Genomic DNA, 15,294 nt, shown 5'->3' with positions numbered 1-15,294 from the left:
CCTTTTTTATTTTTAATTAAATGCCAATCACGGCCGGTGGGACATCGGATATTCAGAATCTAATTAAGGATGCTATTACAAAGCAAATGAATAAATACAGCCCCTATGGTCGAATTCATTCATGCTGAGCGCTGGCACAACTCATCAGCGCCAATTTGTGCAGCAGTGAATAAAAATTCATTGTCATTGTGATTTATTTCGACTTTTGTTTTCACTAAAAATAAACATTAATGGCAACGGGAAATATTTCCCCATCATAAAAACATCCACTCTGGAGAAATGCCATGTCCACACGTAAAGCGGTTATTGGGTATTATTTTATTCCGACCAACCAAATCAATAATTACACCGAGACCGATACGTCTGTCGTGCCGTTCCCGGTTTCCAACATCACGCCGGCCAAAGCCAAACAGCTGACGCACATCAACTTCTCGTTCCTGGATATCAACAGCAATCTGGAATGCGCCTGGGATCCGGCCACCAACGACGCCAAGGCGCGCGATGTGGTCAATCGTCTGACCGCGCTCAAAGCGCACAACCCCAGCCTGCGCATCATGTTCTCCATCGGCGGCTGGTACTATTCCAACGATTTGGGTGTGTCACACACCAACTACGTCAACGCGGTGAAGACCCCGGCGTCGCGCACCAAGTTTGCCCAATCCTGCGTGCGCATCATGAAGGATTACGGCTTCGACGGCGTGGACATCGACTGGGAGTATCCGCAGGCGGCGGAAGTAGACGGTTTCATCGCCGCGCTGCAGGAGATCCGCACCCTGCTGAACCAGCAAACCGTCACCGACGGCCGCCAGGCGCTGCCGTATCAATTGACCATCGCCGGCGCCGGCGGCGCTTTCTTCCTGTCACGCTATTACAGCAAGCTGGCGCAGATCGTCGCGCCGCTCGATTACATTAACCTGATGACCTACGATCTGGCCGGCCCTTGGGAGAAGGTAACCAACCACCAGGCGGCGCTGTTCGGCGACGCGGCCGGGCCGACCTTCTACAACGCGCTGCGCGAAGCCAATCTGGGCTGGAGCTGGGAAGAGCTGACCCGCGCCTTCCCCAGCCCGTTCAGCCTGACGGTCGACGCTGCGGTGCAGCAACACCTGATGATGGAAGGCGTGCCGAGCGCCAAAATCGTGATGGGCGTCCCCTTCTACGGCCGCGCCTTCAAGGGCGTCAGCGGCAGCAACGGCGGCCAGTACAGCAGCCACAGCACGCCGGGTGAAGATCCGTATCCGAATACCGATTACTGGCTGGTGGGTTGCGAAGAGTGCGTACGCGACAAGGATCCGCGTATCGCTTCCTATCGCCAGCTGGAGCAGATGCTGCTGGGCAACTACGGCTATCAGCGGCTGTGGAACGACAAGACCAAAACCCCTTACCTGTATCATGCGCAGAAAGGGCTGTTCGTCACCTATGACGATGCCGAGAGCTTCAAATACAAAGCGAAATACATCAAGCAGCAGCAGTTGGGCGGCGTGATGTTCTGGCATCTGGGGCAAGACAACCGCAACGGCGATCTGCTGGCCGCACTGGATCGCTATTTCAACGCCGCGGACTACGACGACAGCCAGCTGGATATGGGCACCGGGCTGCGCTACACCGGCGTCGGCCCCGGCAACCTGCCGATCATGACCGCGCCGGCATACGTGCCGGGCACCACTTACGCGCAGGGTGCACTGGTGTCCTATCAGGGTTACGTCTGGCAGACCAAGTGGGGTTATATCACCTCGGCGCCGGGCTCAGACAGCGCCTGGCTGAAGGTGGGCCGCGTGGCGTAAGCCGTAAAAAAACCCCGTAGCCGAATGCTGCGGGGTTTTCATTGAGTTAACCGTTTGATTTTCGCGTCCCTTCGTGTCTATTCCATCAGTTGTGGCACCACGGATAGCCGCCATCCCGTACCACTTCGCGGCCCATCAGGCTGTAGACATCGCTTTTGCGCGTCAGCCGCTCATGCCACCAGTTAAACCCGGCGCCCTTGCTGGCCGGGTGCCACGCCAGCCAAATCATTTCGTCGCCCTTTTGCATTTCCACCGGCACCGTCACCAGTTCGCCGCTGGCCAATTCCTTTTCGATCAAAGCAGGCGGCAGAAAAGCGTGGCCGATGCCGCGTTTGAGCAGCGCCAGGTTGCTTTCCACATCGCATACCACCAACTGACGCTGCAAGGGCAGCGTGCCGTGATTGCGCTTGGGCAGCTCGTGGCTGCTGTCGGCAATCACCACCACGATGTCGTTCAACCGCTGTTTCTTGCACACCGGTTTTCTCTGCGCCGCGAACGGGTGCGAAGGCGACACGCATAGCACAAAGTTGAGCTTGCCGAGCATCAGGGTTTTGGCCTGTACGCTGTCGGGAATTTGGCCGATGGCGATGATCAGATCCGCCCGGTTGTTCTTCAGCGCATCCCAGGTACCGTTCAACGCTTCCCGCTGCACCGAGATACTGGCGTTCGGGCAATGCTGAATATAGTCGCGGATATCCTGCGTCAGGGTTTCCAACGGGAAGAAGGTGTCTACCGCCAAGCGGATATTATTGTCCAGCTTGGGGATGTTGCGCACCCGGCTTTCCAGATCCTGCACCGCATTTAATATCCAGCTGCCCTCCTGCAGGAGAAACTCCCCTTCATCCGTCAGGGTAATCATGGGGCCATTGCGATGAAAAAGTTTCACGCAGAGTTTGCTTTCAATATTGGAAACCCGATAAGAAATCGCCGAAGGCGTTTTATGCAGTGCCTCCGCCGCCATAGAGAAAGATCCGGTGCTCTTGATGGTGCTGATTATTTTAATCGCGTCCAGGGATAATCTAGTCATACAAATTCCTCTTTAAAATAAAATAAGAAAAATGACACTAAATTCCCAAGGTGGTGGCGCACAAAAATCGATCAAATCGAACAAGGGTACTCATAGCAACAAGCAATATACTTCATAAATGAGAGCGCTATCTTAAATACTATTCATCACGACCTGATATAAAATTCATCATAGCGCCCTACTTTTACACAGCGACAGTTAAATAAATTCAGCCTAACGATCAAAGATCGTCATCATAATAATTTTCGTTAATAGCCGTTAAAACATTCCGCTCTATCGCATGACCAGAATGATAAAAATAAAACAAGCCGACAAGAAGGGTTATTTCCAATTGCGTTATTACTCTCTCATTTTGTCGGTGAAATACGCTCAACTTACAACATTATTTCAGTCAGGAGTGACTTATGAACAAAACTTCCCGTACCCTGCTCTCTCTGGGCCTGCTGAGCGCGGCCATGTTCGGCGTTTCGCAACAGGCGAATGCTCACGGTTATGTCGAGTCGCCGGCCAGCCGCGCCTACCAGTGCAAACTGCAGCTCAACACGCAGTGCGGCAGCGTGCAGTACGAACCGCAGAGCGTCGAAGGCCTGAAAGGCTTCCCGCAGGCCGGTCCGGCTGACGGCCACATCGCCAGCGCCGACAAGTCCACCTTCTTCGAACTGGATCAGCAAACGCCGACGCGCTGGAACAAGCTCAACCTGAAAACCGGCCCGAACTCCTTTACCTGGAAGCTGACCGCGCGTCACAGCACCACCAGTTGGCGCTATTTCATCACCAAGCCGAACTGGGACGCTTCGCAGCCGCTGACCCGCGCTTCCTTTGACCTGACGCCGTTCTGCCAGTTCAACGACGGCGGTGCCATCCCTGCCGCGCAGGTCACCCACCAGTGCAACATACCGGCAGATCGCAGCGGTTCGCACGTGATCCTTGCCGTGTGGGACATAGCCGACACCGCCAACGCCTTCTATCAGGCGATCGACGTCAACCTGAGCAAATAATCGGTCAAATGAGGAGATCGTTGAGGGTTCAGCCTGGCGCTGAACCCTTTATTTTTGCAGGTGCCGCTATTGCGACATGTTGAGGATAGTGCGCACATTGAGCGCGCTGGTGGCGATAATGTCGATGGCACCGGTACGCAAAGCGCCCAAAATCGCCAACGCCTTGGTATTCTCGGAAGCAATGGCGATCACGCAAGGGATTTTGCGCAGCTCATCGATGCTTAGCCCGATCACTCTGTCATTCATTACCGTGTCGACATGCTGCCCCTGGGCATTGAAAAAGTCATAGCCGGCGATGTCGCCGATCACGCCCTGATTAAGGCTGGCGTCGATAATCTCGTGCGGCGTGAACCATCCCAATTTCACCATATAGCTGTTTTCATTCATGTCGCCAATGCCGACTAACGCCACATCGGCCTTACGCGCGCGATCCAGGGTTTCCTTAATCGTGCCGTTCTGCATGAAGGCGTCTTTCAGCGCGCGATTTTCGACGTAGGCCGGCGCGTAAAGCGTCTCGCTGCTGCCGCCGAACTTCTTCGCCAAGCGCCGGCTGATATGGTCGGCATTGATCGCATCGCCCGGACGGTGAGTACCGCCGATGCCGCAGATGAACTTGCAGTTGCGCTCCGTCACGTTGCCGACGTGATCGGCAATCGCCGCCACGTTGCGTCCCTGGCCAACCGCCAACACCATATCGTCTTTCAGCGACATCGCCAGATAGTTGGACACCAGCGCCGCCACTTGCCGACGCTGTTCCTCTTCGTCCTGATGGTCGAGCGCGATCAGCGCGCGGCTGATGGGAAAACGTTCCATCATCTGCTGTTCCAGCCGGGTGCTGAATACCGGGTGATAACGCACGTTGATCTCGACGATGCCTTCTTCCTTGGCGCGCTTGAGCAAACGACCGACTTTGATCCGTGAAATGCCGAATTTTTTGGCGATCTCTTCCTGCGTGATCTCATCCTGATAATAAGCAACGGCGATTTCGGTCAGCAGTTCGTTATCCTGGGACACAGTTTGTTTTTCCATCCGTTAGACGTTTCCCCACGGCAGGCCGGTTAATCATGGCGGAGGGACGATACACGCCCCTCCGACAATGCTGAATGCCCGCTAGTATAACGCGATCAGGCGGCAACGGTATTCAGTCGTTGCTCCACCTCGTCCGCCAATCGGGTCAAGAGCAGACAGCAAGATACCGCGCCGGCATCCAATACGCCGCGCGAACGCTCGCCCAGACGGCTGGCGCGGCCGATTTTCGCCACCAGCTCGCGCGTGGAATCGCGCCCGCGCGCCGCGGCGCTCCTCATCTGTTCCAGCGCAGCGGCGAAGTCGTCACCGCGCCCCGCCGCCTGCTCAAACGCCGCTACCGCCGGTATCAGCGTATCCATCAGACACTTGTCCCCCACGCCCGCGCTGCTGATGTCCTGCAGTTCGCGCAATCCGCCGTGCAACATCGCCAAAAATGCCTGCTTATCCAGCACGCTGCGCTCGCGCACGCTCTCCGCCATGCCCATGAACAGGCTGCCGTACAACGGCCCCATCGAACCGCCGATGCCCTCCATCAGCGCATCGGAAACCGCATCGAACGCCTGCGCCAGCGTGAGCGTGCGGCCGCGAATGGCATCGCCGCACATCGCGAATCCCTTCGACATGTTAATGCCGTGGTCACCGTCGCCGATGGCGCCGTCTATTTCGCTCAGGTATTCGCGGTTGCTGACAATGGTGTCTATCAGCCCCGTAACGATCTCACTGCCGTACCGGGTTGAAATTTGTTCCGTCATGATTCACTCCACCTGGGTTAAGCCTAAAGATTGCGCCGGCATGTCCAGCAGCGTTTTCAGTTCGTCATCCAGCGTCATCAGCGTCAGCGTCACGCCCATCATTTCCAGCGACGTGAAGTAATTGCCGACGTAGCGCCGATGCACCCGCACGCCTTTCGCCGTCAATCGGCGCTCTATTTCGGCATAATAGATATACAGCTCCATCACCGGCGTGGCGCCAAGCCCGGAGATCAGCAACGCCACCTCCTGCCCCTGTTCCAGCGGCATGTCGTTGAGCACGAAATCGAGCATGGTGCCGGCCATCGCCGACGCCGACTGGATCGGCGACACCTCAATGCCCGGTTCGCCGTGATGGCCAATGCCGATCTCCATCTTGCCGTCTTCGATATGAAAATTGGGTTTGCCGACCGCGGGAATGGTGCAGGAACTGAGGCCGACGCCGATCGAACGACACCGGTCGATGGCTTTTTGCGCCGCGCCGATCACGCCGTCCAGATCGTATCCCTTGGCCGCCGCCGCCGCGCCGACCTTCCACATCAGAATTTCGCCGGCCACGCCGCGCCGTTTATCGATCTCACTGGCCGGCGCCGAGGCGACGTCATCGTTGGCCACCACGGTTTTCACCCGTATGCCGGCCGCCGTGGCCTTCTTGATCGCCATCTTGACGTTCATGTTGTCGCCGGCGTAGTTGCCGTACAGGCAAGCGACGCCTGCACCGCTGTCCGCCGCCTTGAAAGCGTCGAGAAAAGCCCCCGCCGTAGGCGATGAAAAAATCTCGCCAATCGCGACGGCATCCAGCATGTTTTTGCCGACATAGCCCAGGAACGCCGGCTCATGGCCGGAACCGCCGCCGGTGACGATGCCGACTTTGCCGGCGATCGGCGCCGGCGGATATTTCAACACCCGCGCATTGTCGGTGGCGGCGTAATAGTCCGGGTGGGCCAGCCTATAGCCCTGAATGGCGTCTTCCACTACGTGATCGGGATCGTTAATGATTCTGTTCATCGCGGCCTCTCTGTCGCCTGAATAAGAAATTATTGAATGGTGTAACCGCCGTCGACCACCAGGTTGGCGCCGGTGATCATCGCCGCCGCGTCGCCGGCCAAAAACAGGGCGCTGGCGGCGATATCTTGCGGCTCGGCGAAGCGCCGCAGCGGGATTTTCTGCTTCATCTGCTCAGCCACCTCGCCAGACCAGGCCTTACGGCCCAGCTCCGTCAAAACGACGGTGGGTGAAATGGCGTTGACCCGCACGTTGTGCGGCCCCCACTCCAGCGCCAGCACCTGAGTCAACCCGATCACGCCCGCTTTGCTGGCGCAATAGGCCAGGTGACTAGGCAAAGCCACCACCCCCGCCTGCGAGGCGAGATTGATGATGCTGCCGCCGCGCTGACTAATGAAACGGCGCCCTACCGCCTGGCAGGTAAGAAACACGCCTTTCAGATTGACCGCCAGGGTTGCATCCCACGCCGTTTCCGGCAGTTCCTCAGCAGGATGCAGCGCGACAATGCCGGCGCTGTTGACCAGCACGTCCAGCCGCCCGAAATGCGCCTCACTCTGCGCCACCGCCCGCTCCACCGACGCGGCATCGGTGACGTCGGCCACGACGCCCAACGCCGCCTCGGCGTCCAGCTGTCGCGCCACTTCCGCAACCTGTGGCGCCCGATCGAGCAGCGCCACGCACGCGCCGTTTTGCAGATAGCGTTCGGCGATAGCGAGGCCGATCCCCGCAGCGCCGCCGGTAATCAGCGCCACCTTGCCCTGCAGCGAGAGCTCGCGCAGCGCCGTAGTTTGATGATTAATCATATATTTCCCCTTAAAACTGTGAACTTCACCCTCGGTCAGGATATTTTCGCCAAACTCGCGCCGCGTTCTTCCGACGCCGTCGCGCTTTCCTTCGGCAGCGTGACAAATTTCATCAGCACGCCGCTGAACAGGTACAAGCCGGTAAAGATCCAGATCACGCCAACGGTGCCGAGACTGCCGATAAACAGCCCCACCACCGCCGGGCCGACAAAGGTGCTCAGGCCAGCGCCCAGATTGAGAATCGACATCGCCGCGCCCTTATTGTCCGGCGCCAGCGACGGCATGATGGCCGACAGCGGCACGAACGCCGCCAGGCAGGCGCCGAACAAACCGGCGGCACAAACGGTCAGCAGGTAGTTGGCGCCAAAGAATTGCGGCACGTAGTAGAACATCAGCGTGGTCAAGGCGCAGCCGACGCAGCCGAACCACATCACCACATTGCGCCAGCCGAGACCGTCGCTGATCACGCCGAAAATCAGGTTGAAAATGATGTTGACCGTCCACAGCGCGGCGTACATCTGCAGCCAATGCGTGCGGGTGAATCCCATATCCATCATGTACATGGGCATGAATACGACGAAGCCGTAAGCCGCAGAGGTATTAATGGTGCGTACGATGCCGCCCAGGCCGATCTTCGGGTTTTCAAACGCGATGGTGATGCCTTTTAAGACGTAACCCAGCGACGCTTTTTCCCGGTTGCCGCTCTGTGCCGCGCCGTCGTCGCGATTGAGCATCAGCGCAATCACCGCGCCCAGCACGACGAAAATCAGCGCGCTCCACAGCGTGTGGATCTCGCCGAGATAAGGCAGCATGATGCTGGAATACAGCACGCCCAGCACGCTGAGCCCGCCGCTGTAGACGAACCAGAAAATCCCCACCGCCGACCCCAGCCTTTCCGGCGGCGCCTCATACGCCACCCACACCAGAAAACCGTAGGCAAATAGCGGATAGCCCAAGCCGCGCAGCGCATAGGTCGGCACCATGATCGCCAGGTTGTTGCTCGGCAGGCCAAACGTCAAAAAGCACACCGAACCGAACAAGAACAGCAGCAGGCCGGCCAACATCACCCGCCGGGCGGTAAAGATTTCCGCCAGCACACCGGAAAACCAGGCGGCGATCGCGGCCGCAAAGCCATAAACGCTGAACAGCAGCGCCGATTCCTGAATGCTCAGCCCTTTGCCAATCAAATAAGGCGACAGCCATCCTTGTTCCAGCCCTTCGCCCATCATGAACACCAACACGCCGGCATAGCCCAGCAGCAGTTTCGGTGACAGACCAATGCGATGAATCAGTCCATGCAACATAGAACACCCCAGCACATGTGATTATGGAGGCGCAGGCTCGCCCGCACCCGAAGAACGATGCAGGTTTCAGAGGTTTGGATTAAGCACCACTTTGATTGAACCGATGCCGCGCTTCATCAGCTCGAAGCCCTCGGCGAACTGTTCCAGCGGCAGCGTATGCGTCACCACGCCTTCGGTCGGCAGATCGCCATTGGCGATGCCTTCGATCACCAGCGGGTAGCAGTAAGGGCCGAGGTGCGAACCGAGCACGTCCAGCTCCTTGCGGTCGCTGATGATGCTCCAGTCGACGGTCACCGGATCCTTGAACACGGAAAATTCGACGAAGGTGCCGAGTTTGCGGATCAACGTCAGGCCCTGTTCCACGGACTTTTGGGCGCCGGTCGCCTCTATGTAGATGTCGCAGCCGTAGCCGTCGGTCATCGCTTTAACCGCCGCGGGCACGTCGTCACGGGTCGGGTTCAGCGTCACATCCGCGCCGAAGCGCTTCGCCAGCGCCAGACGCTCGTCGGACAGATCCAGCACCACCAGCTTCGAGGGCCCGGACTTTTTGATCGCCCCGATCATGCCCAGCCCCAGGGTGCCGGCGCCGGCCAGCACCACGACATCGCCCAGTTTGATATTGGCGCGTTGCACCGCATGGAAGGAGCAAGCATAGGGTTCGATCAGAATGGCTTTTTCGATCGGCAAGTCGGCCGGCACGTGATAGTTAATCGCCTCTTTGGTGAACTTCATGTACTCGGCCATGCCGCCATTGACGTTTTTCTGGAAACCGTACAGGTCATGCTTTTCGCACATCCAATACTGACCGCGGTTGCAGAAGCGGCATTGCCAGCAGGGAACGATTTGTTCTGATATCACGCGATCGCCGAGATTGAAGCCCTCGACGCCTTCGCCGTATCCCACCACGTGGCCGATAAATTCATGGCCGGGGATCATCGGCGCCTTGATGTATGCCGGTTGTTTTTCATCGCCCCAGAAGCTGGGCGCCCCTTCGAACGCTTTAACATCGCCGGCGCAGATGCCGCAGGCCTCGATCTTCACCAGGATCTCTTTCGGGCCAATCTTCGGTACCGGCACCTGTTCCAGGCGGTAATCTTTCGGGGCGTACGCCACAACCGCCTTCATGATCTCGGGGATACCGGCCGCCATTTTCGCCTCTGTCATGCAGGTCTGACACATAGCACTCTCCTCTGGTAGGGGAACTTATTTTGATCATTAACACACACAAAGAACAAATGAACACTAACGCCACGCGTTCAATTTGCCCACAGTGAACTTATCAAAGTGTGATATCGCTCAAAAACCCGTCTACATGAGGATGAATAACGATTAAAACCTCTTTTTTAGTGACGAAAGTCACCTTTTACAGGCGCAAACAGAAAACACGACGAAAAACAAAAGAACATAGATTGAACATTTGATTAAACAGAGATACGGTAATGAACGTGGCGCCATCGAGGATCGCCGCCCTTTTCGTTACCAATCAGGAGACCGCTATGCTGCCTATCGCCATCGGCGCCGACGATGCCGCCATTGAACTGAAGGATCTGATCGTCGCCCACCTGCAACAACGGGACATTCCCGTCATTGACTACACGACGGATCGCACCGCAGAAACGGGGATCTATCCCGATATCGCCTATCGCGTCGCACAGGCGATACGGGAGGAAAAACATCGGCGGGGCATCCTGCTGTGCGGCACCGGCATCGGTATGAGCATCGTGGCCAATAAAGTGCCCGGCATTCGCGCGGCGCAATGTCACGATACCTACTCCGCCCAACGGGCGCGCAAAAGCAATGATGCTCAGATCATCACGCTGGGCGCGCGGGTCATCGGTGCCGAGCTGGCAAAAACCATCGTCGATGCCTGGCTGGAGTCGGAGTTTGAAGGGGGAGGTTCGGCGCCGAAAGTCGAGCGAATCGGCTATTACGAAAACGCGGTCGGACGGCGTTAAATCGCCTGCAGCCATGATGGCGGTCGTGCATAAGCCGCGCTCCGCCTGGGTTTACTCGGCATTCATTGTTATTATCCATCGCAACAATCAGAAAAAGCGCATTTTCATTCTCGACCCGATGATGCAGTGTGTTCCCCCTATGATGAAAAAGGTTCTCATTTCCCTACGTTGAGCTTGGTCAAGGAGCTTATCAATGAATCAATTAGACGCACTCAAGCAGCTGACCACGGTGGTCGCCGACAGCGGCGATATCGAATCCATCCGCCAGTTCGAACCCCAGGACGCCACCACCAACCCTTCGCTGATCCTGAAAGCCGCCGCGCTGCCGCAGTACAAAGCGCTGATCACCGAAGCGCTGGAGTATGCCCGCCGCCAGGGCGGCAGCAAGGAAACCCAGCTGATCAACGCCAGCGATAAACTGGCGGTCAACATCGGCGTCGAGATCCTCAAAAGCGTGCCGGGCCGCATCTCCACCGAAGTGGACGCCCGCCTGTCGTTCGACCGCGGCATGTGCGTCGCCAAAGCGCGCAAACTGATCGGCATGTATCAGGAACAGGGCATCGACAAATCGCGCATCCTGATCAAGCTGGCTTCCACCTGGGAAGGCATCAAAGCCGCCGAAGAGCTGGAAAAAGAAGGCATCAACACCAACCTGACGCTGCTGTTCTCCTTCGCACAGGCCCGCGCCTGCGCCGAAGCCGGCGTGTATCTGATCTCGCCGTTCGTCGGCCGCATCTATGACTGGTACCAGGCCAAACAGCCTGCCGCCGACTATGACGCCGATCAGGATCCGGGCGTGAAATCGGTGCGCACCATCTATGAATACTACAAGCGTCATCGTTACCAGACGGTGATCATGGGCGCCAGCTTCCGCAAAGTTGAGCAGATCCTGGCGCTGGCCGGCTGCGATCGCCTGACCATCGCGCCGAACCTGCTGGAGCAGCTGAAAAACAGCGACCAGCCGGTCGAGCGCAAGCTGACCCCGTCGACCGAGGGCTTCCACCAACCCGCTCCGCTGGCCGAAGCGGAATTCCGCTGGCTGCACAATCAGGACGCCATGGCGGTAGAAAAACTCGCCGAAGGCATCCGCCTGTTCGCCGTCGACCAGCAGAAGCTGGAAGACATGTTGGCCGCTCAACTGTAACCGCACTGGAGTTTCGTTATGTCTTCTCGTAAAGAGCTTGCCAACGCCATCCGCGCACTCAGCATGGACGCCGTACAAAAAGCAAATTCCGGCCACCCGGGGGCCCCTATGGGCATGGCGGACATCGCCGAAGTCCTGTGGCGTGACTACCTCAACCACAACCCGACTAACCCGCACTGGGCTGACCGCGACCGTTTCGTGCTCTCCAACGGCCACGGCTCCATGTTGATTTACAGCCTCCTGCACCTCACCGGCTACGACCTGCCGATGCGCGAGCTGGAAAACTTCCGTCAGCTCCATTCAAAAACCCCGGGCCACCCGGAGTACGGTTACACCCCGGGCGTTGAGACCACCACCGGCCCGCTGGGCCAGGGTATCGCCAACGCCGTCGGCTTCGCCATTGCCGAACGCACCCTGGCGGCGCAGTTCAACCGCCCTGGTCACGACATCGTCGACCACCACACCTACGCCTTCATGGGCGACGGCTGCATGATGGAAGGCATTTCGCACGAAGTCTGCTCCCTGGCCGGCACCCTCAAGCTCGGCAAGCTGACCGCCTTCTACGATGACAACGGCATCTCCATCGACGGCCACGTCGACGGCTGGTTCACCGACGACACCGCCCTGCGTTTCGAAGCCTACGGCTGGCACGTGGTGCGCAACGTCGACGGCCACAACCCGGACGCCATCAAGGCCGCGATTGAAGAAGCCCGCAAGGTGACCGACAAGCCGTCGCTGCTGATGTGCAAGACCGTTATCGGCTTCGGTTCGCCGAACAAGGCCGGCACCCATGACGTGCACGGCGCCGCGCTGGGCGCCGCCGAAGTGGCCGCCACCCGCGAAGCGCTGGGCTGGAAATACGCCGCCTTTGAAATCCCGCAGGACATCTACGCCCAGTGGGACGCCAGGGAAGCCGGTCAGGCCAAAGAAGCGGCCTGGAACGACAAGTTCGCCGCCTACGCCAGGGCCTTCCCGGAACTGGCCGCCGAGTTCAAGCGCCGCATGAACGGCGAGCTGCCGGCGGACTGGAAAGCCGACGCCAAAGCGTTCGTGGAAAAACTGCAGGCCAACCCGGCCAACATCGCCAGCCGCAAGGCGTCGCAGAACGCGCTGGAGGCGTTCGGTAAGGTGCTGCCGGAGTTCCTGGGCGGCTCCGCCGACCTGGCGCCGAGCAACCTGACCATGTGGTCCGGTTCGAAAGCGCTGAACGTTGACCCGGCGGGCAACTACATTCATTACGGCGTGCGCGAGTTCGGCATGACCGCCATCACCAACGGCATCGCGCTGCACGGCGGCTTCCTGCCGTACTCGGCGACCTTCCTGATGTTCGTGGAATACGCCCGCAACGCGGTGCGCATGGCGGCGCTGATGAAGCTGCGCAACGTGTTCGTCTACACCCACGACTCCATCGGTCTGGGCGAAGACGGCCCGACCCACCAGCCGGTGGAGCAGCTGGCGAGCCTGCGCGTGACCCCGAACATGAGCACCTGGCGTCCGTGTGACCAGGTGGAATCGGCGGTGGCGTGGCAGTACGGCATCGAGCGCAACGACGGCCCGACCACGCTGGTGTTCTCGCGCCAGAACCTGACCCAGCAGCCGCGCACCGCAGAGCAGCTGGCGAACGTGTACCGCGGCGGCTACGTGCTGAAAGACTGCGCGGGCACGCCGGACGTTATCCTGATTGCCACCGGCTCCGAAGTGGGTATCACGGTGGAGGCGGCGGACAAGCTGACCGCGGCGGGCCGCAAGGTGCGCGTGGTGTCGATGCCGTCGACCGATGCGTTCGACAAGCAGGATGCGGCGTACCGCGAGTCGGTGCTGCCGGCGGCGGTGACGGCGCGCGTGGCGGTGGAAGCGGGTATCGCAGACTACTGGTACAAGTACGTAGGCCTGAACGGGGCTATCGTGGGCATGACCACCTTCGGTGAGTCGGCGCCGGCGGAGCAGCTGTTCGCCGAGTTCGGCTTCACCGTGGACAACGTGATGGCCAAGGCGCAGGCGCTGCTGAAGTAAGCCGCCGGGCGCAAGCCGATAAAAAGGGGCACTGGCGCCTAATGCTGGTCAGTTAGCGTTTTTATGCAGGCGTTCGTGAAATTTTCGGTCGACAAAAGTGAGATGCCCCATGTGGCTCCCACACCTCGACCGAGCCAGGGCCGAAGGCGCGGCCCCTGGCAACCCGCGCCTTTGCCCTATCAGACGGTTGGCTTTGCCAACGTTACTCAGCCCATCCCTGGGCCTCGCCCCTTCGGGGCCGCTGCAAGCAGCGTTCAAATCTGCTCCAGGCAGATTTGTCCTCTCTCCGCCATAGCGCATTGAGGCCGGTTGCGACAGGCGTCCCTGCCTGTCTCACCTGAAACCGCCGTCCATGGCGGTTTCGCCTAATGCGCTATACCTGCGTTCGGCGTCTTCGAGGGCGCCCAACACCGTGCTCATCTCCAACTTCTCTACCACAACCTTATAAGCGACAGATTTCTCGGTAGCTGCCAGCTCAGGTGTTGACCTTGGGCGCGCATCACCGGCTGCCGAGCAAGACGGCGTTGTCAGGGGCAACCGGCCAGGGAAGGCCGGTTGAGGCGAGACTAACAGGGACGTTTGTCGCAGCCGACCCGCCCGACAACGCAGACGCGGCGAGGGTATCCGCATAGCGGACAGACGGTGTTAAGCAAAGGCGCGGGTGGAGGGGCCGCGCCATCGGCCCCTCCAATTGCCGTTCATATTGGCCACAGAGAAATGCGGGACATTTACGGCAATTCCCCTGCACAGAACGCCCAGAGCGCTGCTGAAGTAAGCGGCCGGGCGCAAGCCGATAAAAAAGCCGGTCATTATGACCGGCTTTTTTTATTCCATCACCCGATGAATCTGCAAATACTGCAGCAGCATGATGGTCTTGCCGTCTTTAATCCGGCCGTCGGCGATCATCGCCACCGCGTCGCGAAACGGCAGTTCGATCACCTCAATATCTTCATCTTCAATGCCGCCGCCGGCCGCGCGCCGCTCATCATCATGGTATTCGGCGATAAAGAAGTGCACGATTTCGGTCACGCCGCCCGGCGACATGTACGCTTCGAAGATTTTCTTCACCTCGCTGACCTGAAAACCGGTCTCCTCCACCGCTTCGCGGCGCGCGCATTGCTCCGGAGAGTCGGCGTCCAGCAGGCCGGCGCAGGCCTCGAGCAGCATGCCGCTCTCGTTGCCGTTGACGTAGGTCGGCATGCGGAACTGATTGGTCAGCACCACCGTGCCCTTGGCGCGGTTGTACAGCAAAATGGTAGCGCCGTTGCCACGATCGTAGACCTCGCGCACCTGTTGCACCGAACCGCCGTTTTTGCGTTTCAGATCGAACGTGTACTTGTGCAGCACATACCAGTTGTCCGACAGCAGCTCTTTCTTCACATTCTCAATTTTCGACGACATAACCCTTTTCCCTTGCGTGACAACGTGCAGATCATACCGCGATTAGGCCGCGCCGCGGCAGACGATTTGCAACAAAAATCAC

General features: G+C 58.9%; 13 protein-coding genes. 5 read left to right on the top strand and 8 right to left on the bottom strand.

The genetic code is table 11. The features are described 5' to 3' along the window. Nucleotides 1–284 precede the first annotated feature (284 nt). Complete coding sequence (locus tag RE418_RS12950) at nucleotides 285–1,784, top strand: glycosyl hydrolase family 18 protein (protein WP_049209351.1); 1,500 nt, start codon at nucleotides 285–287, stop codon at nucleotides 1,782–1,784. Between the two features lie 85 nt (nucleotides 1,785–1,869). Here RE418_RS12950 and RE418_RS12945 read toward each other — a convergent pair whose 3' ends face one another. After that, nucleotides 1,870–2,811 (bottom strand): LysR family transcriptional regulator, encoded by a 942-nt coding sequence (locus tag RE418_RS12945; RefSeq protein ID WP_025303805.1) that lies wholly within the window; start codon nucleotides 2,809–2,811, stop codon nucleotides 1,870–1,872. Nucleotides 2,812–3,215: 404 nt separating this feature from the next. Between RE418_RS12945 and RE418_RS12940 the strand changes: the two genes are divergently transcribed. Then, nucleotides 3,216–3,809: a lytic polysaccharide monooxygenase gene (locus RE418_RS12940; RefSeq protein WP_004936574.1), complete on the top strand. Its 594-nt coding sequence runs from the start codon at nucleotides 3,216–3,218 to the stop codon at nucleotides 3,807–3,809. Between the two features lie 66 nt (nucleotides 3,810–3,875). On the opposite strand, the gene RE418_RS12935 is transcribed toward RE418_RS12940, so the two are convergent. The 6 genes from RE418_RS12935 to RE418_RS12910 form a co-directional block, all read right to left on the bottom strand. Next, a complete protein-coding gene (locus tag RE418_RS12935) occupies nucleotides 3,876–4,838 on the bottom strand; it encodes a sugar-binding transcriptional regulator (protein ID WP_025303807.1) in 963 nt (320 codons plus the stop codon). 95 nt (nucleotides 4,839–4,933) lie between these two features. Then, nucleotides 4,934–5,590 (bottom strand): dihydroxyacetone kinase subunit DhaL, encoded by a 657-nt coding sequence (dhaL, locus tag RE418_RS12930; protein ID WP_025303808.1) that lies wholly within the window; start codon nucleotides 5,588–5,590, stop codon nucleotides 4,934–4,936. A gap of 3 nt (nucleotides 5,591–5,593) precedes the next feature. Continuing rightward, the gene (locus tag RE418_RS12925; RefSeq protein ID WP_015378693.1) at nucleotides 5,594–6,595 is read right to left on the bottom strand and encodes a dihydroxyacetone kinase subunit DhaK; all 1,002 of its coding nucleotides are present in this window, start codon (nucleotides 6,593–6,595) and stop codon (nucleotides 5,594–5,596) included. A gap of 29 nt (nucleotides 6,596–6,624) precedes the next feature. Continuing rightward, nucleotides 6,625–7,395, bottom strand: coding sequence for an SDR family oxidoreductase (locus tag RE418_RS12920; RefSeq protein WP_089181193.1), 771 nt, complete (start codon nucleotides 7,393–7,395; stop codon nucleotides 6,625–6,627). A gap of 35 nt (nucleotides 7,396–7,430) precedes the next feature. Next, a complete protein-coding gene (locus RE418_RS12915) occupies nucleotides 7,431–8,699 on the bottom strand; it encodes an MFS transporter (RefSeq protein WP_025303810.1) in 1,269 nt (422 codons plus the stop codon). 66 nt (nucleotides 8,700–8,765) lie between these two features. Then, nucleotides 8,766–9,878: an alcohol dehydrogenase catalytic domain-containing protein gene (locus RE418_RS12910; RefSeq protein WP_025303811.1), complete on the bottom strand. Its 1,113-nt coding sequence runs from the start codon at nucleotides 9,876–9,878 to the stop codon at nucleotides 8,766–8,768. A 317-nt stretch (nucleotides 9,879–10,195) separates the two neighbouring features. Here RE418_RS12910 and rpiB point away from each other — a divergent pair, with 317 nt between their 5' ends. From rpiB to tkt, 3 genes are all read left to right on the top strand, one after another. Next, nucleotides 10,196–10,654, top strand: coding sequence for a ribose 5-phosphate isomerase B (gene rpiB, locus RE418_RS12905; protein ID WP_025303812.1), 459 nt, complete (start codon nucleotides 10,196–10,198; stop codon nucleotides 10,652–10,654). Between the two features lie 193 nt (nucleotides 10,655–10,847). Further along, entirely contained in the window at nucleotides 10,848–11,798 is a 951-nt protein-coding gene (gene tal / locus RE418_RS12900; RefSeq protein ID WP_089181194.1) for a transaldolase, read from the top strand. An 18-nt stretch (nucleotides 11,799–11,816) separates the two neighbouring features. Then, nucleotides 11,817–13,811 carry a transketolase gene (gene tkt, locus RE418_RS12895; RefSeq protein WP_399675118.1) on the top strand — a complete coding sequence of 665 codons (1,995 nt, stop codon included), beginning with the start codon at nucleotides 11,817–11,819 and terminating at the stop codon, nucleotides 13,809–13,811. A gap of 825 nt (nucleotides 13,812–14,636) precedes the next feature. Here tkt and nudK read toward each other — a convergent pair. Further along, complete coding sequence (gene nudK, locus RE418_RS12890; RefSeq protein WP_033643990.1) at nucleotides 14,637–15,212, bottom strand: GDP-mannose pyrophosphatase NudK; 576 nt, start codon at nucleotides 15,210–15,212, stop codon at nucleotides 14,637–14,639. Nucleotides 15,213–15,294: the final 82 nt, after the last annotated feature.

Origin of the sequence: Serratia sp. szju (assembly GCF_044594185.1) — a bacterium.
Classification (GTDB): Bacteria; Pseudomonadota; Gammaproteobacteria; order Enterobacterales; family Enterobacteriaceae; genus Serratia; species Serratia bockelmannii.
This window is presented reverse-complemented; position numbering and strand designations above follow the sequence as displayed.